We start from the raw sequence: 23,631 nt of genomic DNA, 5'->3' as shown, positions 1-23,631 counted from the left end.
AAAAGTTATCTAATTAGATAACCTTAGGAACTCTTATACAACTAATGCAATGCGTTAGCCATCCATGAATCCTCAGATTCACAACCGTGAATGGAAGTTTATATCGTACTCCCATGGTAGTTCAATAAGGAATTAACAACTACTAAACCCAAAAATAAATTTAAAATGATGACGATTCTTTTTTATTCGTTTAAAGCCTTCTATAGAGTCAATTATTATAACTGTTTTAGCTAGCCAAATTCTTATATATAAAGAATTAATTTTTACGGGTCCAATAATTCCCTTTTCTTCAAATTCAGTCCCATCTTCTAATTCTGTTTCTGTCCTAACTAACCATGTATTACCGATTCCAAACTCAATAAATTTCAAACAAAACTTTCCCCTTTTTAAAAGACAAGGTATACAACTATTGCATGCTTTAGTTGCATTAGAAAAATTGAATGCTCTATTTAAATCCCCAAATGATATAAATAAAAATTACCTTCTGATAATTTCTCTGCCATTGCTATCATTTTTTCTATTTTGTTAATTAATTCGTCTCGATTGATGATTAACTTTTCAAGTTCTCCATCTTCATCATCTTCCCCATAAACAAAATTACCTCTAAGTTTTAACACTTTGGGTCCATTTCTAAATAAGTCTTTCCATGAAGTAAATATTGCAATTATCTTTTCTGAAGACTGTTGTTCAAATAGAGTCTCTCCATAATAATTAAGTCCTTTTCTATTCAGGTTCCCACTAGTTGATGGATTTTTACTAGGTATCCAATTTAAAGAGTCCATTATATATTGGATAATATCATCATGTATTCTAACGCTTTCAATTACATTCTTGTTTTTTCTTAATTTCCAAATTTGGTTTACGTTAATTGTATCTGGAATAAGATAAAATTCATGCTCTAACCCCATTAATTCCTCCTAAAAATATTCTTTTTGTTAATTACATAATACCATTTCTTATTCCACTTAGTTGCATAAGTAAATCATCAATCTGCTTTAACAAAGTCTATAAAAAAAAACCACAGAATTCATAAATTCGTGGTTTTCCATAATAATAAGTTCTTATCTTCTTATTAATCTTCAAAGTCATTTTTTTCACTACTTTTTAAAAACACTTTCATAAAGAAAGGTTTATTAAGAACTAAAAATATAAAATACACAGTAAATAAGATAAAAAATACAACAAACAGTATAATTAGCACGATTGCTAAACTACTCTTAGCGAAACTTGTTTCGATTCTTAGATAAGGATATAAGATAAATGGTAGATGACTTATTCCATACCCAAAAAATGCGAAGAAATATTGCAATAATACTAATATAAATGCTAAACCATATCTTTTCCTTTTTATCACAAAATAAATTGCTATACAAAAGCAAATCAAAGATATAAGGAAGAATTCCCATACATTATGCATTCGATCAAAATGAACTTTATTATGTAATTTCATTGACAAAAATACAATGATACTTGAAATAATAGTTGGTAATGACCACACTAGTACATACTTTCTTAATTTAATTTCCGACTCTGTATCATTGATCAGTTTTGCAGAATAAATTAAAAACATTGCACTAATAAATAGAACTGAACATACAGCCAAAAGCATAACGGATAGTGAATAAGAATTCGTAATTAATTTAAATGGATAAAATCGTATATCTGTTCCATTCTCGATAATAAATCCACCTTCAGAAATTGTTAAAACAGTCGATAATGTAACAGGTATTAATAGACTTGTCGCCCCATACAAAATTAAAAAGAACTTACTCCTATTTCCTCCGTATTGTTGAAAAGTATAAAACGATCCCCTAATTGCTAAAAAAATCATCGCTACACTACCTGGAACTAATAGTGGAACACCATAATAATATGCTACCCTCGGGAATATACCAACTACTCCTACAAAGAAAAAAATGAAAAATAATGTAGCCAGCTCCCAAATAGATGAAAGATGTCGATTTATTATGCCAATTAATTTTGGTTCTTCTTTAGTTGTAATCGTATAAAACGCATAAAAACCTGCACCAAAATCAATTGAAGCAATAATCATGTAGGCATATAAAAACAACCATAAGATAAAGATTGCGATTGTTTGAATCTCCAAACTTTTTTCCTCCTACAGAATGATTCCTTAAACTAAAGATTAGTTTTCTTTAATTATACCTATAAAATACACTTTCTACTAGTTTCAAGATGAAGAATGCGGAAATACAAAAAGAGACTTTTAAAAAAAGTCTCTTCAGACTGTTGACAAACGCTTGCTTTCTTCGTTGCTTCGCCTGTCTGCGGTGCTCATTACCGTCTAGGGTAACTCCGCTCCTCACCAGGCTTCGCGCCTCGAAAGACAAGCGCTTGCAATCAGTCTGAAACTCAAGTTTTTTGTACTTTGTCTAAATAAAAAAAGAGACTTTTTAAAAAAAGTCTCTTAAGTGATGATCGATTCTAAAAATTATTCTACTTTTGCCGCTTCATCTAGTACTCGATTAACACGTTTTTCTAACATTGGCATTCCGCCTTCTCCAGCTTGGAAGTGGCGTAATACACCTGTTTTATCAAATACGTAATATGATGGTACATATTTATTTTCAAAAGCATCTGTAATTGTATGTTGGTTATCAACTAAAATTGTTTGTGTAATACCGTGTTCTTCTGCAACTTCTTTAATTTTATCAATTTCTAAATCATCTTCAGATCTTGGCATATGAACACTTACTACATTTAATCGATCTTTATATTCATCTCTAAAAGCATTAATATTTGGCATTGCTACTTTACATAAATGGCAACTAACAGACCAAAAATGAATTAATGTTGGTTTGTCACCGATTAGGTTTTCTTTTTGAATTTCTCCATTTAATACTGTTGTTGCACCATCTAATTCAGGCATTGGTGAGCGAAGTCTCATTTTATAGTCCTCCTACTTGTTTCATTAGCTCTAAGTGAGCTTGTTCTACTATTGGTGTTTGTCAAGTTACAGGCGTTAGAGCAAACGCCTTTCACTTTTCGTTTTGTCTAGCTCCAGGCGTTAGACCCTCGAGGTCATAAGTCAATGACCGATAAAAGTAAAAACCAACTTTTCTCGGCCCTTGCCTTATGCTTGTCGGGTCTTTAACAAACGCCTTCCACTTTTCGTTATTGTGTTTAAAAAGGCCTAACTATGAGTTAGACCTTTGACATTAATTCTTAATTGTTTAGAATTATAGAGTTGCTTGACCTGGTTTCCAGTTAGCTGGGCAAAGTCCACCAGTTTGTAAAGCTTGAAGTACACGTAAAACTTCATCAACTTCACGACCGATATTGTTGTGGTGTACTACTTGGTACATTAATTCACCCTCTGGGCTGATGATGAATAATCCACGTAATGCAATACCTTCTTCTTCAATTAATACGCCATAGTCACGAGAAATAGCGTGGTTTGTATCTGCACCTAATGCATATTTTAATTGACCTAAGCCATTATCTTTACGATCAGTGTTGATCCATGCTAAGTGAGTGTGAATTGTATCTGTAGAAACACCTACAACTTCTGCATCAAGATCTTCAAACTCGTCGTAACGATCAGAGATTGCTATGATTTCAGTTGGACATACAAAAGTGAAGTCCATTGGATAGAAATATAAAACTGTCCATTTATCGTTTTTCATGTTTTCTTCTAAGCTTACTTTACCAAATTCTTTATTTGCTAAAACTGCTTCCATTTCAAAGCGTGGTGCTTGTTTTCCTACTAAACGTTCTGCCATCGTTATTACCTCCAATATTTATGTAACTATTTATCATACAAGTGATATTATAGTAAACTACTTATTTAAAGTCAATATTAATTTATAATTATTATTAACTGAAAATCATTTTCATTATTACTTTTTCATAAAGTCAGAAATAAATCGAATCATTAAAGGGATTACATTTTCATCTGGGTTTAATTTTTGGTTATGGAGTCCGAATTCCGAATTTACGCCAATCCAAAACATTAGGCCTGGAATTTCTTTTGTCATATAACCAAAATCTTCACCTGTCATTGCAACATTGCAAAGAACGGCCTCAATACCGTCATATTGTTTCGCAAAATTAATGAATTCATTCGTCAACGATTCATCGTTTATTACTCCATAGTAATTACTTCCAAAATCTACTTCTATTTTACACTGAAAACTCTCTTGAAATCCATTCACAAGACTTTCAATTCTATTTTTTAATTTTAGCATCGCTTCTTCACTTAACGCTCGCATCGTACCTTCTATTCGAACATGATCTGCAATAACATTTTGAACTGTACCACCAGTTATTTTTCCAATCGTAATGACAGCGCTGTCTAGTGGATTTACATTTCTTGATACAACGGATTGTACTTGAGTAATAAAATGACTTGATGCAACAATCATATCATTCGTTAAATGAGGGAAAGCTGCATGACCGCTTAAGCCATGAAAATCAATAAAAAGCTCTGATGTATGAGCAAATAACATACCAGGTTTTGTTGCAATTGTACCAACGGGATATTCAGGTGCTATGTGTAAACCATAAATTACATCTGGTTTAAATGGTTTAAATTCTTCACTTTTAAGTAAGGGTTCCGCTCCACCTGGACCTTCCTCTGCTGGTTGAAAAATAAATACGACATCGTCATTTATTGGCTCATTAACAACATTAGTAAGAACACCAAGCGCAATGCTCATATGTACATCATGACCACAGGCATGCATATTGCCTTCATGAATCGATGAAAACTCTAATCCTGTATTTTCTTTCATTGGTAATCCATCAATGTCTGTACGGTAACCAATCGTTTTAGTAGATTTTAACCCTTTTACTCGAACGAAAATACCTGTTCTCCATGTATCAATTACCATTCTTTCTTGATCTAAACTAGATAAATAATCTAGTAAATAAGCTTGTGTTTTGAATTCTTGAAATCCAAGTTCGGGGATTAAATGTAAATCCCGTCTAATTTTAATAAATGAATCCATTTTAACTCCTCCAAAAAAAGCGTAGAAATATAAATTCTACGCTTCAGACTGACTACCAAACGAGTGCTTTCTTCGTTGTTTCGCCTGCTTTGATCTGTGCTCATTACCATCTAAAAGGTAACTCCACTCCTTATCAGACTTCACGCCTCGAAAGTCAAATGCTTGTAACTAGTCTGAACTCATATTTTAGTATAATGTCTATAAAGTAAGCGTAGAAAAATAAATTCTACGCTTACTTCTTGTTATTATTGATTTAGTTGACGTAAAGCCTGAATGATTTCAGTTTTTGAAATTGTTTTATCATCGATATCTTTGATTTTTCTAGCAGGAACACCTGCAACCACAGTATAAGGAGCAACGTCTTCAGTAACAATTGCACCTGCAGCTACTACTGCACCTTCACCAACTTTAATACCTTCTAAAACTACTGCATTAGCACCAATTAGTACATTGTCTTCAAGAATAACTGGGTTTGCTGATGGTGGCTCAATTACGCCAGCTAAAACAGCGCCAGCACCAACGTGACAGTTTTTACCTGTTGTAGCACGTCCACCAAGTACTGCGTTCATATCGATCATTGTACCTTCTCCGATTACAGCACCGATATTAATTACAGCACCCATCATAATAACTGAATTGTCACCAATTGTAACTTGATCACGAATAAACGCACCTGGCTCGATACGAGCTTTAATACCCTTAGCATCTAAAAGTGGAATTGCTGAATTACGACGATCTGATTCTACTACATAATCTTCTATGTATTCTTTTTGCTCTTCAAGGATTACTTTAACATCATCCCACTCACCAAATAAAACTCCTGAATTTTGAGAAATAAATGATTGAACTGATTCAGAAATAGTAAGCTTGTCTAATTGACCTTTTACATAAACCTTTACAGGTGTTTTTTTCGTGCTATTTGCGATAAATGCAATAATTTCATTTGCGTCCATTAATTTCATAATGAATTGCCCCCTTTATTATTATCAATAAGAATACTCTATCAAATCTAGTAAGGTACTAGCAACATTTTGTCGATTAATCTTTATTTTTTTTTTCGAATTGATTCTATAAATCCTTCTACTTGTTTTAATTTCATCGCATCTCGATTATAAAGTAAGTATGTATCACGATATAAACCTGATTGTTCTTTTGTAATTAACGGTGTTTTTATAATATTTTCATCACTAACATCATGCAATACAGAGGAAGGTAAGATCGCAAAGCCTAGACCATTCAATACAAATTGCTTACAAGTTTCAATTTGATCGACTACAATTTCATGTTTTGGTAATGAATTAAAATGTTCATACCACCATGACTGGATAAGCTGATAATAATTTGAATTACTTTTAAACTGAATAAATGGTCTTTGTATCGTTTTATATTCCTCAAGACTATGTTTTTTTGTATCAACTAATAATAATTCATCAGAAAAAAGTAATTCCTTTTCTCCAAACCAATTTTGGTTTCCTCGGACAATTGCTAGATGAACTTCATTTTCATATAAGCGATTTGTGATTTCACTACTCCAACCGGTAAAAAGTGAAACTTGTACTTCGGGATAGCTTGACACATATTTTTTTAAAACTGGTGGTAACCAGTATTGCGCAACTACAGATGAAACGGCAATCTTTAAAGTACCCGAAATATCGGATTTTAAAATTTGTAACTGCTCTAACATTGTTTGATATGTTTCTTCCATCTTTTTCGCGTAATTTAATATGATTTCCCCAGAAGCAGTAATAATTAATCCTTTTTGAGAACGAATAAACAGTTCACTACCAACCTGTTTCTCTAAATTTTGTAGCCTTTGACTTAAAGCTGGTTGAGAAACAAACAATCTCTCTGCTGCCTTCCTCATATTCTTCTCTTCAGACAAAGTAATTATTAAACGTATATCATCAATTTGCACATAATCCCCCCTTGCCTTTATTCATAAAAATTGGATTAGACTCTTCAACAATTCTTTTTCCTAAAAAACCAACATTAAAAAAGTAAGTCAATTTGATGATGACTTACTTTTTAATGGTTAATGCTTATTATATCTTCTCACATTTTTATTCAATTGTTTTAAAATCGCTCTACGAGTTAATATACCTTCAAAAGTATTATTAGCGTCAACCACACACACAAAAGGATGATCAACGACAGATTCAAGCCCTTTAGCGAGCGTATCAGTCGTTTTTAATAAAGGTATTTCAGTACCCATTACCTCTTCAACTTTCATATTACTTAAACGTTCAAATTCAATTCTTTCTAATCCAAGTATTCTGTCTAATATCATGGACGTACTAATTAAACCTAGCAACTGAAACTTCGGATTTAACACTGGAATTGAAGAATATCCAGATTTTGTAAGTACTAATAATGCATGCTCCAAACTGTTACCAATCTGCACATGAGCCACTTTTTCGCTTGAAATAATTACTTCTTCTACTTTATGTTCAAAAAATTGCGAACCATCAATACTAATCAAAAACATCGTCCCCCAATAGAAAAGCAAAAGTATTTAAAAATGGTAGAAATTATCTATTCATAAACAAACATCAAATAAATACACATACAACTTTGCTAATCATCTGTATGGAAAAAATCCTATACATTATTTTATTCAATTAAGGACTATGTCCCCATCCCTATATTATCAGATTTGCAACCCCTTTCCAATTTAACTTTTCTTAAAAATTTACTTATTTAACTATAACTATTCAAAAAACAAAAAAACGTTTAGATAAATAATTTATTATCTAAACGTTCATCTATATTTGTCTTCATAGTCCTAAATCCCTTAATTTTTGATATAAATGTATTAATCTTTCGTATTGATCCTCGCCTGCATCCATTAATCCATTTTCTATATCAGTTATCTGTGATGAAATGAGTTCAATTGCATAATTTTGTTTCATCACTGTGTCGACCAATAAAGATAATTCATCTTCTGTGAAATTTTGTTCACTTAGCATCCATCATCCCTCCTAATCCTCATTTTAATCAATGTTTATTTAGTTTAAACTTCTTATTTTGTAAATTTATTTGCATAACTAAATGCTGTATAAGAATCAGGTTTTATCTTAGGAATGATGCCCATGGCACTTACTTTAGATGTCATTTCTTGTATAAACTCTTTCGTTAGCCCCATCGTACCAATATCTAGATGAATTTCAAAACTAAAATTATTCGAATTAGCATTTTCATGAAGAGGACTAAAAATTTTTTCTAAATGAAAAGGTGATAATAAAAAAGCTATTTCCTGACTATACATAGTTTCTAGAAATATTTTCTCTTTTAAATTTCGGATTTTCTTGTGATGCCAACAAGTATGTAAACATCCCCAAGCGCCATTACCTACTCTATGCAAGTGAAGTGCTGTAATAAACTTAGTTCCATTACTATGAACTTGAGAATCTGTTCCAATGGAAAGTCGATATTGTTTATTAGGATCACTTTTTACAAAATGATATAGCCGATCAACTACATGATCAAAACTCATATTTCTCTCACTTACATTGTAAAATCGATACTGATCTTTATTCACGTATATGACCTCCCTTTTCATAACAATACATAATAATGTATTCATTAAGAATTGGGATTAGCACGACCTTACTATTTTGTAATAAAATATTTAAAAAAAAAAGAAAAAACAAGCTAAGCTTGTTTTTTCTTTTCTTATGAAATAATTTCGTATATTTCAATTGCTACCATATCGATATTATCGAATGGGAAAGTTTGTGGCTTTTCACCTTGTTGAAATACTTCTAATTCAAATGTTTCATTTTTCTCAGAATACTTTACGCTACACTTTCTTTCACCGTTAACTTCAAAATATCTTTGAGCAACCTCACCGTTCGTAGCTTGTTGTTTTAAACTTTCTAAGCGTTCTAAAATTCCTAATAATAAAGACATATTAGAACTCCTTTCTACCATGTGTCATTCCCTAAATATAGGTTTTACTTTCTTACAATTTCTATCCAAAAAACTTTTGATAGATTTCAGCTATGTAAGTGTCCATTAATAAGAATACTTGTATTTCAAGATAAATTCAAGAAAAATAGTCGTTTCAACTAAAAAACAAATTTCTTTATATACTATATTTTTCTATGTCATAATAGTTTTATACAATTGCTTTAAGAAAAAAATAAAAAAGGATGTCGGTTTATGAAGATCGAATTATTCACACAAGATGGATGCCCTCCTTGTGAATTTTTGAAAAATTATTTAAAAGAAATGAAAGTTTCTTATATTGAATATAACGTCTCTAAAGATGAAAATGCTAAAAAAAGAATGATGATTGAGTTAGATTCATTCTCAACACCTACTTTAATCATTGATGATGAGGTAATTAGAGGTGTTCAGATGGAGCAAATTGAAGCTGCATTACAAAAACGTTAATCCATTATCTATTCGCTTTCCTTTTCAAATTAAAAACACCTAAATGAACTATGACATTCATTTAGGTGTTTTTTATCAATCTATACTTCATTTGTTTTTAAGATTGTTTCAAGGACTTGTCCACAGGAATAGTTTCTCATTACCCAACTCCTATAAAATGAAAAACAAAAAACAAGACGGACGATGTAAAAAGAACTTTCGAAATAAGTCCTCTCAAATAAAATCCTCCCTCATCTGAACTTTTACTAATCGTATCATTATTATATTGAAATTTACCACACGAATCGTTCTTATCTTTTTTACATTAGTTGACAGAGAAAAACACTACTTTTATTTAAAATTAGGATTTATATATGAATTCGTCGATTTTTGATAAAATCAACTAAACCTTTATGTTCCAAAACAAGATTTTTTCTAGGTACTTTCTCCCTTTATCTAAATCAAATTTAATGTTAAAGTTAGATAATTTGTGTCAACTTTTCAATTTTCAAAAAACTTTTGAGCGATTAGGGAGTGTTATTATGGTGTTTCGTGGTTCAACGGTTTACAATCAAGATGATTTTTTTTCAGAATATATTCGACGAAAAAAAAGAGAAGATAGTCCTAACAATGCGATTGAAGGACCAATCATCAATGAACTAATTGGGAATGTTAAGCGAAAAAACATATTAGATTTAGGATGTGGTGACGCATCATTTGGTAAGGAACTTCTACTACTTGGTGCTAAAACCTATACAGGCATAGATGGGTCAGAGCACATGATTAAAGCAGCCTTGACCAATATAAAGGATACAGTAGGTACCGTCCATCATACTTCAATAGAGGATTATTATTTTCCTTCTAATTCATTTGAACTTGTCACTTCTAGATTTGTACTACACTATATTTCAAACATTGAGCTATTATTTCAAAAAATATTTAACAGCTTAAAAGAAAACGGCCATTTTGTATTTAGTGTTCAACACCCATTAACTACTGCCTCCTTTTTAAGTAAACAATCAGGAGATCGACGCGAAAATTGGATTGTAGACGATTACTTTCTAACTGGCGAAAGAAAAGAACCATGGATAAATAAAATAGTAATCAAATACCATCGCACAATTGAACAATATTTTAATCTTTTAAGAAAGACTGGATTTCGGATTGATCATTTGAAAGAAGGTACTCCACAACAAATACATTTTAAAAGCGAAGAAGAGTTTTTAAGAAGACAAAGAATACCAATCGTACTTGTTTTTTCTTGTTTTAAATAGAATAATTTTATTACCTTTATAACAAATACTGCACAGCAAAAAAATGACTGTCTTTTTTGAGGCGACAGTCATTTTCTGATTAAATCTTATAAGAGAGTCACTAAAAAAGTAACTCATTATGTTTAAATAAAAAATCATAACTTAAGTCAATATATAAATAGCTTCCATTATTCATTGGATAAGAAAACGTTCGAATCTTTTCACCGGTTTCAATATCTCTATACATATCAGATAATTGTCCCTGATCATTTGATTGCATTTTCAAAACGGTTTCTAAAAAATATGGCCTCCAGCTCCAGTTTCTACCTTTATACTTTTCTTGAAGCTCCCACTGCTCACCATTAACTTTAAACAAGTTAGCTGATTGCTGAAAACCATCCTCATCACAAATATACATCCTAAAACAAAAGGAATTTAATTCACTTGATATATTAATTAAAAATGAATTTAAATCCGCTCCTAATTTAAATTTATTAATTGCCGATTCAACTTTTTGTTGTATTAAATTAGTCATATCTCTTAGCGCAATTAATTTGTTCTTTTCGCCCCGAATATATTTTACGATATCATTCTTTAGTGGCTCACATTCATGATTTAACTGACTAATTGATGGTTGTGGTGTAAACAAGTATGCACCTTGATAGAATCTTCCACCATTTTTCCATGCATTTCTTAATTGAATTGAATCGATTATTCCATCGTAGTACATTGATGCCCCTACTTTTCTTGCCACATAAATTACGGAATTTAATAAATCTTGAAATGATGATGTATGAAGTTGTTGAACCATTTTAAAATCGATTTTAATGATATCTGGAGACAAAAACCGTAGTTTTTCTAAGTTAATTAACTTCTCATTTACGCTATTAATCGCAAATTTAATACCATATGTTTGATAATATGTAATTAAATTTTTTAGTTCTTTCTCAAAACCATAAAACAGTTGATGTTGAAGAATAATGACAGTTTTATTTAGTTGTATGCCCTTTTCTTCATATGATTGTAAAATCGATAAAAGATTTTCTGGATCATCTGAAAGAAGCGCTGAAGGGTGACGATTAATAAAAATACCACCATCGAATTTAGATTGTACAACTTCATCGAGAGCTTGAATTAAAATATGATTGTCAACCTCTAATAAGTAGTCATCTGGCACCAAATCATTTGCAAAGAAGAATTCAAGGCTGTGTAAATTTTCAAGTTTAAGTCTACCAACAACCTCAACTCCTACACAGTTTTGTGTATCGGCTCCATATATTGGTTGAAAATATGGTACGACTTTATCTAAGTTACTTATTACGTCTAAAGGATCCATTTTGAACCTCCTTCTAGAATGGGTATTGATGTAAGGACTGTCCTCCATCCATTGTAAAACAAGAACCATTAATATAACCAGCCTCATTTGAAAATAAATATGCACAAAGTCCCGCTATTTCTTCTGGAGTACCTAACCTGCCTAGTGGTACACTTTGTATTGTGCGATTTTCTAATTCCTCAGAAAGCCATAGTTTAGCCGCACCACCTGTCCGCTCAATAGGTCCAGGAGCAATCGCATTGACTCTAATTCCATATTTCCTCCCCCACTCAACGGCTAAAGTTCTGGTCATGGCAAGGACACCAGCTTTAGCTGATGCAGAATGAATAACTCCAGGACCCGCATCCCAAGCATATGTAGCAATTATATTTGTAATCGCTCCTTTAATTTTATGTTGTATCATATACCGTCCAACTTCAGAACTACAATAAAAGGTTCCATTTAAAACGATATTTATAACCGTGTTCCAACCGTTTACAGACAAATCCTCTGCAGCACAAATAAAATTACCTGCCGCATTATTTACTAAGAAGTCTATCGTTCCAAATGTTTGATCAACTTCATTTACCATATTTTTAATTAATTCAGGATCCCGTACATCCATAGCTATTGGTAATACTTGACAATCAAATTGTTCAATTTCTTCTTTTGCATGATTTAATTTTTCTAAATCTCTTCCAGCAATAACTACTTTTGCACCTTCTTTTGCAAAGCGCATAGCCATTGCTTTCCCCATACCACTAGAGCCACCAGTAACGATCACTACCTTATCCTTCACTCGTATCACTCCCTTTGTATTCTATAGTTTAACAACATTTTGTTATTTTGAGAATATTTTTAACAATTAAACTATTTAATATAGTATGCAGTATTTATTCCTTTAAAAAGGTCGGGGGACAATTGAAAATTAAACGAACATCATTTTTTTTACTATTAATTTGTACAATCTATTATTCAGTCTATGTTGAGCCAACTTCAATTCGAACTAAGCATTTAACCTTTTCAGACAATCGGTTAAATGCGAATACTACTATTAAATTAATACAAATCTCTGATACTCACTTTAATAATAAAAAAGATATCGAGCGATTTAAAAAGGTCGTAAATAATATAAACCAAATGAAGCCTGATTTTATTCTATTTACCGGAGATTTGGTTAGTGATATACGAAAGTTTTCTTACAAGCAAGAAGTTATTCAGCTTTTAAAAGAACTTAATCCAAAAATAGGAAAACTTGCAATATATGGTAACCATGATCATGGGGGTTATTTTACTGAACAATACGAAGAGCTGTTAACCCAAAGCAATTTTATATTATTAAAAAACGAAGAAAAAACTTATTTCGTTCAAAAACAAAAAGTTTCATTTATCGGTCTCGATGATTATATGCTAGGAAACAAACAATATAATGACGTTTTAGAACGAATTCAAAAACATAGTTATACAATTGTTCTAGCACATGAACCTGACATTGCTGATTTGACGAAAAACTATCCGATCAATCTTCAACTCTCTGGCCATAGCCATGGCGGACAAATTTATTTACCTTTATATAAGTCCTTTATAATGCCCCCATATGCAAAGAAATACAACCGAGGTGTTTACACCCTATCAAGTAAATTTAATAGTCATTTAGTTGTTTCAAATGGAATTGGGACAACTAAACTACCAATTCGCCTATTTACTCCACCTGAAATCGTATCAATTGAAATTACAGGCAAAATAAAAAAATAATAAAGATCAAGAATGATTATTCTTCACAGTTCTCATCCGTACTAGGTTGGTTACCTATTTTTATGGGTACTTGCTCAATTATTTTAGTACTCCATACACTAATATTGAAGACAAGAGAGGAGGTTAAATACATGAATTATCAATATCACCCTAATTTTAATCATTATTATAGAGAAGATCATGCTCCATCCTACTACTATGATCATAACGAACAACGCTTTCTACCTTTTTTCCCAATTTTGCCAATAATAGGAGGATTAGCGGGATTAGCAGGCGGATTCGCGTTAGGTGCACTAGCGTTTAGACCACCTTTTTATCCTCCATACGGACCATATCCTCCGTACGGTGGTGGCTTTGGTGGTGGTGGCTTTGGCGGTGGTGGCTTTGGCGGTGGATTCGGTGGTGGGTTTCCTGGATACCAACAACCTTTCCCACCTGTAAACCCTGGTGCTTTTTTACCTAATAATGCTGGATTAAATTCGCCAGGTAATATAGGACCCTATCCATACTAATTAAATAAAAAAGCTAGTCGCATTAATGAATATTATTTCGATTAGCTTTTTATTATATAACCACTTCTCTAGATTTGATTTGAAAAAATTTAAACTAAAGATATAATATACTCATATCTATTATTTTTTGGAGGTAACCAAGAAGCATGAAATCGAAAGAACCTAGCCTGAATAAACTAAATTTTACAAATGAAGAAATTTTTCAGGCAATATTTGTTGTAAATAAACATGCTAAAACAGCACTTGAACCAAGTGAACTATATTCACTAAAAAGACAAGCTATATTAAAGCTTATTGATAAAGGAATTGCTAAGAAAGTTGGATTACATTTTTCAAATAACCCCAAGTCAAGTAAACAACAATCTGATGTGTTGATTGCTTGTGGAGATTTTTTCTTTCATATACCACCGTTAAAAGAAGACTTTAAACTTCTCCCGCATTTAGGAATATTAGAAAATACTCACCGTAACCCAAAAGTATCCATGTCATTAAGCTATGCCAAAAAAATACTTCATCATTTCTTAGGTATTCAAAACGTTAAAGCTGAAAATCATATCAAAAACGGATCTAATTACCGAAGAAATACCCCAGGGCAATTTTTAAGAGCTTCTTCATTTCTAAATAACTCTACATTTACTTTTCCGAGTGAACCAATTCGTAAAAATAAAGGTAAGCAAGAGAAATAAGTTGAAACAATTCTTACTAAAATAACATTAATATAGATTAAATGGGAAGATTAAAAAACCTTTTAAATAAAATGGTTTTTAATCTTCCCTTTTTTTATTTGAATGTACGGAAATTCATCATTTCCCTCACATATTTTAATAGATTTGTCACACCTATTATATGAGGCAAGCATACTATATTAATAGGGGGTGATTGATATGTTCGGTAATAATAACTTACAAGATATTATTCGTTATGTTGCTGGGTTCTTATTTGCACTTCAATTGTTACTAAATTCTTTTGGGTTTAAATTCCTAAATAATGAACAAATTGATGCTGTAATTAATATAATTTCATTCCTTTTTATTTTATACTTCGGTGCTAAGCATAATTATTTAGGTAAAAAAGGACAAGCTCAAAAGGCTGTACTACAAGAAGCAGGATTAGAAAAAACGAATAAGCAGACAAATTCAGATCAATAGATTACTATATGTCTACTTTTTGATAGATTAGATTACAAATTTAAAGATTTGGTTTGAGAGTGATTAAACATTGTTTCACTCTCTATTTTTGAGTCGAATTTATGCTACTTTTTAAGTAATATTTTCTATTTTTCACTATTTTTCCTCATATATTGATTTTAATTGTAGTAATCATATGGACTTTGTTATACATTGTAGAATTATTTTAAGTAGATTAGGTAGGAAAATTTTAACTTTGTATTGAATGTTCTAAAAACACACATTTTCAGGAGGATATCAAATGTCAGTAATTTTTACAAGTAAAGACATTTCAAAGAAATTAAAAATAGGTAAATCTCGTGTAAGAGAGATTAGTAAGGAACTAGAAAAGAAAGAATATCATTTTACAAAGAACCAAGATACTAGGATCTATAATCAAAACGATTTCGAATTATTTCAAATGATTATCAAAGAGTATCAAAAGAGTGAAAATCTTTTACAATCCGTTGAATATGCGTTAAATAATCAGTTAGTTCAAAGTCATTCTGAGGTTCATGTAATTGAAACAGCTTTAATTGAGAATGAAATGACGGAAAAAAATACTGAATTCGTAACAAATAACACCCCGAATATTCCTCTAGAAAATAACATACATAAGAATTTTGACATGAAGAATGACATGGAACTAATTGAAGTACAAAAGAATGATATTGTTGAAGTAGCAGATTCCCAAATTGAAACAATTGATTCGGAATTAATCCATCATTCACTTTTACAAGAAGAAACACCTTTAGAAGCGTCTGTATCCCATGTAGAAACAATTGAAGTAGCAGAGATAAGTCAAATAACTTCACAAGATACAAAGCATTTAGAAGAATCACTTTCTCAAATAGAAACTATTGATGAATTCGTAATGGAGCAATCTATTTCACATGATACTGAGAAGTTTGAAGAGTCCGTATCACAATTAGAAATAATTGAAGAAGTCGTAATAGATCAAGCTTTACAAAAAGAAGAGCAGGTTACAGTATCTGGTGCATTATTTAGCCATACAGATCAAAACTCTGAGGAAGAAGTAGTCCAAGAATATCGTTTTGAAGAAATGACTGTTGAACAAGTGCTAGAGGAAAATAAAAAACTACCTGATGAAGTAGTTCTTTCGAAGTTAAATGGATCAAACCTAGTAACTGAACCTATTGTTTCAAAAGAAAATGTCACTACTTTTGTACCGACAAATTCTAATCAAATTATGTTTGAAGAGTTTATGTCTCAAATTACGAATCTAGCATATCAAAATGAACAAATCCTAACTCAAAATCAAACATTAATCAATCAGAACTTGGAGAAGGATCAAAAGTTAGAAAAAATATTATATTCAGTTGAAGAAAAAAGTGAAGAGCTTCAAGGTTTAGCAACAGTAATTGAAGAAAAAGATGAAAAATTAGAGCAAATGTTTGAAGAAATTAAATCAAAAGAATCTGGTCGAGATGCTCAATTAATGAGGATGATTAGGGAATTACAGGAAACAAAGAAGATGGTAGCTGCCTCAAAAGAAAGAGACTGGAAGAATGCAATTAAATCACTCTTTTTTAAACCTAAGTCAGTAAAATAATTTGTTTATTATTTAGCACTTCTATTTCACGAGTTATAAATTTAAAGATAATTAGTTTGAAAAGAGAAGGGTATTTTCCCTTCTCTTAGTGTGTAGACAAAGTACAAAAAACTTGAGTTTCAGACTGATTGCAAGCGCTTGTCTTTCGAGGCGCGAAGCCTGGTGAGGAGCGGAGTTACCCTAGACGGTAATGAGCACCGCAGACAGGCGAAGCAACGAAGAAAGCGAGCGTTTGGCGGGCAGTCTGAGAGAAGGGGAATATCCCTTCTCTTTATTCTTTCATTTGTACCTCTTCACTCTGCTCTTGATGGTATGCTGGTAATATAATATGAACTTCAGTACCTTTGCCTTCTTCACTTAAATACTCAATCGTTCCCTTATGGGCTTCGATGATACTAAAGGTAACCATTAGTCCTAGACCTGTTCCTTTTTCTTTTAAAGAATAAAAAGGTTGTCCTAAACGATCCAATTGTGCTTTTGACATACCTATTCCATTATCTTTAACAACAATTCGTATGTACTCTCGATCTCTTTCTTTCTCAATATTTGCTTCAATCTTAATATAACCTTTCGTGTCCTTTATTGCTTCTACACCATTTTTTAGAACATTAATGATTGCTTGTTTAAGTTTAGCTCGATCTCCGACAGTATACATATCCTCATTTACATTTACTTGTAAGAAAGCACCCTGCAGTGAGGCGTAACTTGACATTAATGTTGTTACTTCATTCAATTGTTCCGTCATATTGATTATTTTCTTTTCTTCAATTTGAGGTCTAGCTAAGTTTAAATAATCCGAAATGATATTTTCTGCCCGGTCTAGTTCAGCTAATACAAGTTTCATATATTCTCTATTCGTTCCACTTTCTTGATTCTCAATCAACTGAATGAAACCCCTTACAACTGTTAATGGATTTCTCACTTCATGAGCTACACTCGCCGCAAGCTCACTCACCATATTTAATTTTTCCGATTTCTGCATTTGAACACGAATTTCAGCATTTTCAAATAGAAATTCTCTTAAATAAACATGAAACAGCATTGTAATTGTTAAAACAGTAAAAAATATGCACGCCGAAAAAATTGTTTGATCTGATTGGTACTCTTTTATACCATTTACCGTTGCTTCATAGTAAAGCAAACAGACCATACTGAACGAAAATAAAATTGGCATTAGTATACTTAAAGCAAATTTCTTTCGTTTAGAAAAACTAACCCAATGTGGTGAAACAATAAATGGTAAAATACACGAAATCAGTTCAAAAGGAAAGGATTTCAAAGATGCTAAACCATATAGCAAATACACAAAAACTGCTTTCGTTAAAATAATAATCGTTCCAATCAATCTTCCACCATATAAAATAGATGAATAGATTAATAAAATACTAAAAGTAATAGCCATGCTTTCACTAATGTGAATTGGGTAAAGCAAGCAAATAAAAATATTAAAAAAAGTTAGCAATCCAACTAATATTCTATTTTGTTTCGGGCTTGTATTGTGGTATCTACTAAGCCAGAACATTTCGTATAAAAAGACCGGAATGATTATGATTGCAAATTGAATTAATAAATCTTTTAATTGCAGCATTAAAGTGTCCCCCACCCCTTCTTTCAACAAATTATAACATAGTTATTTAAACTTCTAATTATTAATACAAAAAATTCGAAAAAAACATTTCTACATAGAACGCCACATTATTACAAAGTATTCTAAAATATAAGAAAAGTCGTCAAGCTTAAGTGCTTAACGACTTAAAACCAACCTTTTCTTTTAAAAAATATGTACATTAGGATCGTAACAAATCCCATTAAGATTAAGATAAATAAGTATCCATATTTCCATGCTAATTCTGGCATATAGTGGAAATTCATTCCATATAAACCTACGATAAATGTTAGTGGTAAAAAGAAAGATGATATGATTGTTAATGTTTTCATAATATTATTCATTTTTTCTGAGCTTAATGAAAAATAGCTTTCTCGAATATCGGAAGCTAAATCTCGATTCGTCTCAATCATATCCGAAAGTTTCATTAAATGATCGTGTATATCTTCAAAATATATTCGATGTTCAGATATATCTTTAAATCGATTCGAGTTAAGGATTCGATATAATAAATCACGAGTTGGTAAAATCGTTCTTCTTAATTTCGATAAGTCCGATTTAGTATCATATAATCTTTCTACGGCATTATTTACTTGCTTCCTTAATGGATCAATTTCTAGGTCTGATAACTCATCCTCCAAACGATAAATTAGTGGAAAATAACTATCTACAAGCTCATCAATAATTCGATGAGTTAAATGAAGTGGACTCTTCGAAGCTCGACGATCTGACATTATATTATCTAAAACTAGTTGTACAATCGGACTTTTATGTATATGAAATGTGATGACATAATGATCACTTACAAAAATATCTAGTTCCGTTTCATCTAAGTCTAATTTATTTAATTCGTGCAAAATTAAAAAATGATATCCTTCATAGTAGTCAAGTTTAGGTCGTTGTACATATTCTAAACAATCTTCAATCGCTAAAGGATGAAAATTAAATTCGGTTGATAAAAGTTGAATCTCATCTTCATTTGGTTCATTAATATCAACCCAATACCATAAGTATTTATTTGATTTTGCATCTGCAATTGTTATATTTCGATCGATTATTTCATTTTTAGTTATTCCTATTACTTCTAACAAGTTTTACACACCTTCTTTAGGCAATCAAATTATTTCACTACTAAATACTTTTTTTATTATATGGTAAAATGAAGGAAATTTCATTGAATAATACGATTAAAAAGTTTTAATTTTAATATAAAAATAATAAGTTGAGGGATTTAATATGAACAGATTTATAAACGAAAGTGTAAAAGAAATTCAAATCTCTGGTATTAGAAAATTTGCCCAAAAAATTGAAAAATATGACAATGTCATTGCATTAACATTGGGTCAACCTGATTTTCCAACTCCAGCACCTATTAAAGAAGCTGCTATTCATGCAATTAATCAAAATCAAACAGTCTATACTCCTAATGCAGGACTGCCTGCACTTAGAAATGCTGCTTCTAATTTTTTAAAGAAAAAATATTCTTTATCATATGATCCAGCGGATGAAATAATCGTTACAGTAGGGGCTAGTCAAGCACTCGATGTTACATTTAGAACAATTCTTAACGATGATTGTGAGGTTATTCTTCCTGCACCAATCTACCCTGGCTATGCACCAATTATTCAAACTTGTGGTGCAAAACCAGTATTTGTAGATACATCTAATAGTGGTTTTAAAATAACGCCTGAATTATTGGAAGAACAGATCACTGAAAAAACACGTTGTATTGTTTTACCTTATCCAAATAACCCAACAGGCGTCACATTAACGAAAGAGGAACTTGAGAACTTAGCTAACTATTTATCTCAGAAAGATCTATTCATTTTATCAGATGAAATCTATAGTGAACTAACATATGATACTACTCATACTTCTATTGCAAGTTACCCTGGAATGAGAGAAAAGACAATTGTCATAAACGGTCTTAGTAAATCACATTCTATGACTGGTTGGAGAATTGGTTTTATCTATGCGCCAGCTTTTTTAGCTCAAGAAATCTTAAAAGTGCATCAGTATAACGTATCATGCGCTACATCAATATCTCAATATGCAGCAATTACAGCATTAACTGATTGCATTGATTCTCCGATCGAAATGGCAAAGGAATATAAAATAAGACGTAATTATATGATTGATCGATTAGAAAAGATGGGTCTACCTTGTATTAAGCCAGAGGGTGCATTTTATTTATTCCCATCAATTAAAGAATTCAATATGCCTTCCATGGAATTCGCACTAAATCTAGTAGAAAAACATAATCTGGCGGTTATTCCTGGAGAAGCTTTTTCTGAATATGGAGATTCATATATTCGATTATCATACGCTTATTCAATGAAAGAACTAGAAATTGCGTGTGATCGATTAGAAGAGTTTGTAACTAGTCTTAGAAATGAAAAGCGCGATTAAGGAAATAAAAAAGCAGGGGTGGATTTCTTGATCCTTCCCCTGCCTTTATTATCTAGCTTGTATTACTCTTGTTTTGAATAACAAATCTTGAATTGTTTTATGATCTTTTCTAAATAACATTAAATAAACATTAGCTATTAATGGTACTCCTAAAAGTAGTACTGATATTGCTGCTATAAAGATAAAACGAATGAAAAATAGGATCATTGTCGTTTCTTCATAGTTATCTTTTATCATTTTAATAGCTAAAAATCTTTGACCAAATGTCATCCCTTTATTAAATTGTGGAACAACTACAAATAATATGATCATAATAATTGAAATAACGATTAAATCGACCGTAGAATTTCCTGATGTAGAATTAAAACGACTTAATATCTTCTCAGGATTCATCGTAATAATAGCAATAATGATCCCATAGGCTACTGAAACAATAAACGTATCGAATAAAAACGCACTTAATCGTTGATAAAACTTTGCAAGTTGAAAATTCTGCACTTGTTAACCTCTATTCATTAAATTATTGAATGTGGTGAGACGGATCGTATAAAGTATAAAGTGCTTGCGTTCCTTTTTCATCTAAACCATTTTTAGACAATTCATCGTAGCATTTTTTTGCAAGTAAAAGTCCTGGTAGATTTAATTCCATCTTTTGGGCTTCTTCAATTGCGATTCCCATATCTTTTATAAAATGTTTAATATAGAATCCTGGCTCGAAATCGCCTCTTAAAACACGAGGTGCTAAATTAGATAATGACCAGCTACCTGCCGCACCAGTAGAAATACTTCCTAATACTTTTTCACCGTCTAATCCTGCTGCTTTTGCATATGCAAGCGCCTCACAAACTCCTAACATACCTGAAGCTATTGCAATCTGATTACACATTTTTACATGTTGTCCACTACCAGCATGTCCATGATAAGCAATATTTTTTCCTAAAACATCAAATAATGTGGACATTTTATGAAAAGTTTCTTCTTCTCCACCAACCATAATCGCTAATCTAGCTTCTCTTGCACCTAAATCCCCACCTGACACAGGTGCATCTAATGATGACATACCTACTGATTTTGTTAGTTCATCAATTTTTTTCGCTAAAGTTGGTGTCGAAGTTGTAAAGTCGATAAAAGTAGTTCCTTTTGAAGCCGATTGGATAATCCCATTATCGCCCAAGTATACTTCCTCTAAATCACTTGGATAGCCGACCATCGTACAAATAACCTGACAATTTGGTGCTAATTCTTTAGGTGTATCATACCAAGTAGCACCTAGATCAATTAATTCATTTGCTTTTTCTTTTGTACGGTTATAAATATGTAATTTTGCACCTGCCTTCATTAAATGCTTTGCCATACTTTTGCCCATAACGCCAATTCCGATAAATCCAACTTGTAATTCTTTTAAATTAATTGCTTCCATTTTACACACTCCTCTTTTAATATCCACAAATAAAACTACCATAATAATCATTAATAAAAAAGCTTGAGCTATTCTTATAAAAAAATAAGTAAACTAAACCTTATTTCAAATTAAATTTAGGTTATTTCAACACTAATTTGTTGACTCTAATAATGGAACTATCTATATTAAATAAGTACATAAAAATGTATCTAATGCACCTAATTTTTGGAGGTATTTTCATATGAAAAATGAACAATTTTTTGAAATGATTAAAGAACGAAACTCTACACGAGTATTCGATTCTTCTACTGAAATCAGTAGCAGCGAAATTACTGAACTACTTGATGCTGCAATGACTGCACCATCTGCTTGGAATTTACAACATTGGAAATTCGTTGTATTCCATGGTGAAAACGCGCAAGGTAAATTATTACCTGTTGCATATAACCAAGGTCAGATTAAAGATGCTTCATGTGTAATAGCTGTATTAGCCGATACACAATCAGCAAAAAATGTTGACTTAGTTTTCGGACCTGCAGTGGAAGCCGGTTTTATGACTCAAGAAGCAAAAGACAAATTAAAAGCGAACGTTGAAGGTGCTTATGCAACAGAGCAACGTAATCGTGAACAAGGTATTTTGAATTCTTCTCTTGCTGGTATGCAATTAATAATGGCTGCATCTGCAAAAGGTTGGAACACTTGTGCAATCGGCGGATTTAACGAACAAGCATTTAAAGAAACTTTCTTAACTGATGATCGCTATATTCCAACGATGTTGATTGCCATTGGTAAAGAAAAAGTACCTGGACATCATACAACACGTTTTTCTGCAAAAGAAATGTCTATTTGGATTTAATCGTAAATGAAAAGTAAAAGGGATTCTGACAAAAGTCGGAGTCCCTTTTATGTCATTACGATTCATTAACAATGTTGTTCAACAGTAATGATTAATTTCTTAAGTAATTCTAGAGAAGAATCAATTGCTAATGAATAATATCTATGAGTGCCTTTTTGCTCAATTTGTACTAATTGATTATCACGTAATATCTTTAAATGATGTGATATAGCGGGTCTAGATAATGAAGTTTTTTCTGTAATTTCATTAACAGTTAGCGCTTCACCTTCTGATAACATTAAAATGATATCCTGTCTGTAAGGATCGCTTAACGCTTGGAACAAGGGAATACATTCTCTAAATACTTCAATTGCTTCTTTACTCAAATCTTCCACCTACTTTTATTATCCAAAAATAATCTTATTCGTTTAATAATTTAAACATACACTAAATTAAAGAAG

Annotated in this window: 28 protein-coding genes; 9 read left to right on the top strand and 19 right to left on the bottom strand. The window is 31.5% G+C overall.

Going from position 1 to position 23,631, the window contains the following annotated elements; translation table 11 throughout:
* Nucleotides 1-132 precede the first annotated feature (132 nt).
* The 12 genes from ACFVR2_RS10195 to ACFVR2_RS10140 all read right to left on the bottom strand — a co-directional run bounded on the left by ACFVR2_RS10195 (nt 133) and on the right by ACFVR2_RS10140 (nt 8,879).
* A complete protein-coding gene (locus ACFVR2_RS10195; RefSeq protein ID WP_387361324.1) occupies nt 133-369 on the bottom strand; it encodes a DUF3977 family protein in 237 nt (78 codons plus the stop codon).
* 80 nt (nt 370-449) lie between these two features.
* The gene (locus ACFVR2_RS10190) at nt 450-908 is read right to left on the bottom strand and encodes a hypothetical protein (RefSeq protein ID WP_387361322.1); all 459 of its coding nucleotides are present in this window, start codon (nt 906-908) and stop codon (nt 450-452) included.
* A gap of 164 nt (nt 909-1,072) precedes the next feature.
* Nucleotides 1,073-2,107, bottom strand: coding sequence for a cytochrome d ubiquinol oxidase subunit II (locus ACFVR2_RS10185; RefSeq protein ID WP_387361320.1), 1,035 nt, complete (start codon nt 2,105-2,107; stop codon nt 1,073-1,075).
* Nucleotides 2,108-2,452: 345 nt separating this feature from the next.
* Nucleotides 2,453-2,908 carry a TlpA family protein disulfide reductase gene (locus ACFVR2_RS10180; protein ID WP_387361318.1) on the bottom strand — a complete coding sequence of 152 codons (456 nt, stop codon included), beginning with the start codon at nt 2,906-2,908 and terminating at the stop codon, nt 2,453-2,455.
* Between the two features lie 292 nt (nt 2,909-3,200).
* Nucleotides 3,201-3,743 carry a peroxiredoxin gene (locus ACFVR2_RS10175; protein ID WP_098231953.1) on the bottom strand — a complete coding sequence of 181 codons (543 nt, stop codon included), beginning with the start codon at nt 3,741-3,743 and terminating at the stop codon, nt 3,201-3,203.
* Nucleotides 3,744-3,860: 117 nt separating this feature from the next.
* Nucleotides 3,861-4,970 (bottom strand): N-acetyldiaminopimelate deacetylase, encoded by a 1,110-nt coding sequence (locus ACFVR2_RS10170; protein WP_387361316.1) that lies wholly within the window; start codon nt 4,968-4,970, stop codon nt 3,861-3,863.
* Nucleotides 4,971-5,215: 245 nt separating this feature from the next.
* Complete coding sequence (dapD, locus tag ACFVR2_RS10165; RefSeq protein ID WP_335412840.1) at nt 5,216-5,932, bottom strand: 2,3,4,5-tetrahydropyridine-2,6-dicarboxylate N-acetyltransferase; 717 nt, start codon at nt 5,930-5,932, stop codon at nt 5,216-5,218.
* 83 nt (nt 5,933-6,015) lie between these two features.
* Nucleotides 6,016-6,885, bottom strand: a complete 870-nt coding sequence (locus ACFVR2_RS10160) for a transcriptional regulator CcpC (protein WP_387361314.1) — start codon at nt 6,883-6,885, stop codon at nt 6,016-6,018.
* 117 nt (nt 6,886-7,002) lie between these two features.
* Complete coding sequence (gene cbpB, locus ACFVR2_RS10155) at nt 7,003-7,449, bottom strand: cyclic-di-AMP-binding protein CbpB (protein WP_248266509.1); 447 nt, start codon at nt 7,447-7,449, stop codon at nt 7,003-7,005.
* A gap of 295 nt (nt 7,450-7,744) precedes the next feature.
* Nucleotides 7,745-7,936: an antirepressor AbbA gene (gene abbA / locus ACFVR2_RS10150; RefSeq protein WP_056468609.1), complete on the bottom strand. Its 192-nt coding sequence runs from the start codon at nt 7,934-7,936 to the stop codon at nt 7,745-7,747.
* Between the two features lie 53 nt (nt 7,937-7,989).
* Entirely contained in the window at nt 7,990-8,463 is a 474-nt protein-coding gene (locus ACFVR2_RS10145) for a ribonuclease H-like YkuK family protein (RefSeq protein ID WP_387324921.1), read from the bottom strand.
* A gap of 179 nt (nt 8,464-8,642) precedes the next feature.
* The gene (locus ACFVR2_RS10140) at nt 8,643-8,879 is read right to left on the bottom strand and encodes a YkuJ family protein (protein WP_056474223.1); all 237 of its coding nucleotides are present in this window, start codon (nt 8,877-8,879) and stop codon (nt 8,643-8,645) included.
* 252 nt (nt 8,880-9,131) lie between these two features.
* Between ACFVR2_RS10140 and ACFVR2_RS10135 the strand changes: the two genes are divergently transcribed.
* Together ACFVR2_RS10135 and ACFVR2_RS10130 are read left to right on the top strand one after the other, a co-directional pair.
* Nucleotides 9,132-9,365, top strand: coding sequence for a glutaredoxin family protein (locus tag ACFVR2_RS10135; RefSeq protein WP_387361311.1), 234 nt, complete (start codon nt 9,132-9,134; stop codon nt 9,363-9,365).
* Nucleotides 9,366-9,886: 521 nt separating this feature from the next.
* Nucleotides 9,887-10,618, top strand: a complete 732-nt coding sequence (locus tag ACFVR2_RS10130) for a class I SAM-dependent methyltransferase (RefSeq protein ID WP_387361309.1) — start codon at nt 9,887-9,889, stop codon at nt 10,616-10,618.
* A gap of 100 nt (nt 10,619-10,718) precedes the next feature.
* Here ACFVR2_RS10130 and ACFVR2_RS10125 read toward each other — a convergent pair whose 3' ends face one another.
* Both ACFVR2_RS10125 and fadH read right to left on the bottom strand, forming a co-directional pair.
* On the bottom strand, nt 10,719-11,933 hold the full coding sequence (locus ACFVR2_RS10125; RefSeq protein WP_387361307.1) for an EAL-associated domain-containing protein: 1,215 nt from the start codon (nt 11,931-11,933) through the stop codon (nt 10,719-10,721).
* 13 nt (nt 11,934-11,946) lie between these two features.
* On the bottom strand, nt 11,947-12,711 hold the full coding sequence (fadH, locus tag ACFVR2_RS10120) for a 2,4-dienoyl-CoA reductase (RefSeq protein ID WP_387361305.1): 765 nt from the start codon (nt 12,709-12,711) through the stop codon (nt 11,947-11,949).
* 122 nt (nt 12,712-12,833) lie between these two features.
* Here fadH and ACFVR2_RS10115 point away from each other — a divergent pair, with 122 nt between their 5' ends.
* The 5 genes from ACFVR2_RS10115 to ACFVR2_RS10095 all read left to right on the top strand — a co-directional run bounded on the left by ACFVR2_RS10115 (nt 12,834) and on the right by ACFVR2_RS10095 (nt 16,918).
* Nucleotides 12,834-13,667 carry a metallophosphoesterase gene (locus tag ACFVR2_RS10115; RefSeq protein WP_387361303.1) on the top strand — a complete coding sequence of 278 codons (834 nt, stop codon included), beginning with the start codon at nt 12,834-12,836 and terminating at the stop codon, nt 13,665-13,667.
* Nucleotides 13,668-13,798: 131 nt separating this feature from the next.
* A complete protein-coding gene (locus ACFVR2_RS10110) occupies nt 13,799-14,179 on the top strand; it encodes a hypothetical protein (protein ID WP_387361790.1) in 381 nt (126 codons plus the stop codon).
* A gap of 146 nt (nt 14,180-14,325) precedes the next feature.
* On the top strand, nt 14,326-14,865 hold the full coding sequence (locus ACFVR2_RS10105; protein WP_387361301.1) for a YkyB family protein: 540 nt from the start codon (nt 14,326-14,328) through the stop codon (nt 14,863-14,865).
* Nucleotides 14,866-15,063: 198 nt separating this feature from the next.
* Entirely contained in the window at nt 15,064-15,327 is a 264-nt protein-coding gene (locus ACFVR2_RS10100; RefSeq protein WP_088013908.1) for a phage holin, read from the top strand.
* Between the two features lie 280 nt (nt 15,328-15,607).
* Nucleotides 15,608-16,918: a DUF3967 domain-containing protein gene (locus ACFVR2_RS10095; protein ID WP_387361299.1), complete on the top strand. Its 1,311-nt coding sequence runs from the start codon at nt 15,608-15,610 to the stop codon at nt 16,916-16,918.
* A gap of 271 nt (nt 16,919-17,189) precedes the next feature.
* Here the strand turns inward: ACFVR2_RS10095 and ACFVR2_RS10090 are convergent, their stop codons facing one another.
* Nucleotides 17,190-18,506 carry an ATP-binding protein gene (locus tag ACFVR2_RS10090; RefSeq protein ID WP_387361297.1) on the bottom strand — a complete coding sequence of 439 codons (1,317 nt, stop codon included), beginning with the start codon at nt 18,504-18,506 and terminating at the stop codon, nt 17,190-17,192.
* A gap of 164 nt (nt 18,507-18,670) precedes the next feature.
* Nucleotides 18,671-19,615, bottom strand: coding sequence for a magnesium/cobalt transporter CorA (corA, locus tag ACFVR2_RS10085; protein ID WP_387361295.1), 945 nt, complete (start codon nt 19,613-19,615; stop codon nt 18,671-18,673).
* A 145-nt stretch (nt 19,616-19,760) separates the two neighbouring features.
* Between corA and ACFVR2_RS10080 the strand changes: the two genes are divergently transcribed.
* Nucleotides 19,761-20,933 carry an aminotransferase A gene (locus ACFVR2_RS10080; protein ID WP_387361293.1) on the top strand — a complete coding sequence of 391 codons (1,173 nt, stop codon included), beginning with the start codon at nt 19,761-19,763 and terminating at the stop codon, nt 20,931-20,933.
* Nucleotides 20,934-20,981: 48 nt separating this feature from the next.
* Here the strand turns inward: ACFVR2_RS10080 and ACFVR2_RS10075 are convergent, their stop codons facing one another.
* Complete coding sequence (locus tag ACFVR2_RS10075; protein ID WP_387361291.1) at nt 20,982-21,431, bottom strand: RDD family protein; 450 nt, start codon at nt 21,429-21,431, stop codon at nt 20,982-20,984.
* A 22-nt stretch (nt 21,432-21,453) separates the two neighbouring features.
* Nucleotides 21,454-22,344 carry an NAD(P)-dependent oxidoreductase gene (locus ACFVR2_RS10070; RefSeq protein WP_387361752.1) on the bottom strand — a complete coding sequence of 297 codons (891 nt, stop codon included), beginning with the start codon at nt 22,342-22,344 and terminating at the stop codon, nt 21,454-21,456.
* A gap of 232 nt (nt 22,345-22,576) precedes the next feature.
* Between ACFVR2_RS10070 and ACFVR2_RS10065 the strand changes: the two genes are divergently transcribed.
* A complete protein-coding gene (locus tag ACFVR2_RS10065; RefSeq protein ID WP_098861922.1) occupies nt 22,577-23,191 on the top strand; it encodes a nitroreductase family protein in 615 nt (204 codons plus the stop codon).
* 65 nt (nt 23,192-23,256) lie between these two features.
* On the opposite strand, the gene ACFVR2_RS10060 is transcribed toward ACFVR2_RS10065, so the two are convergent.
* Nucleotides 23,257-23,556: an ArsR/SmtB family transcription factor gene (locus ACFVR2_RS10060; RefSeq protein WP_025568637.1), complete on the bottom strand. Its 300-nt coding sequence runs from the start codon at nt 23,554-23,556 to the stop codon at nt 23,257-23,259.
* Nucleotides 23,557-23,631: the final 75 nt, after the last annotated feature.

The organism is Gottfriedia sp. NPDC057991, assembly GCF_042886615.1.
In the GTDB taxonomy this organism is placed as follows: domain Bacteria; phylum Bacillota; class Bacilli; order Bacillales; family Bacillaceae_G; genus Gottfriedia.
Note: the sequence above shows the minus strand (reverse complement) of the source record. Positions and strands in the feature narration are given on the sequence as shown.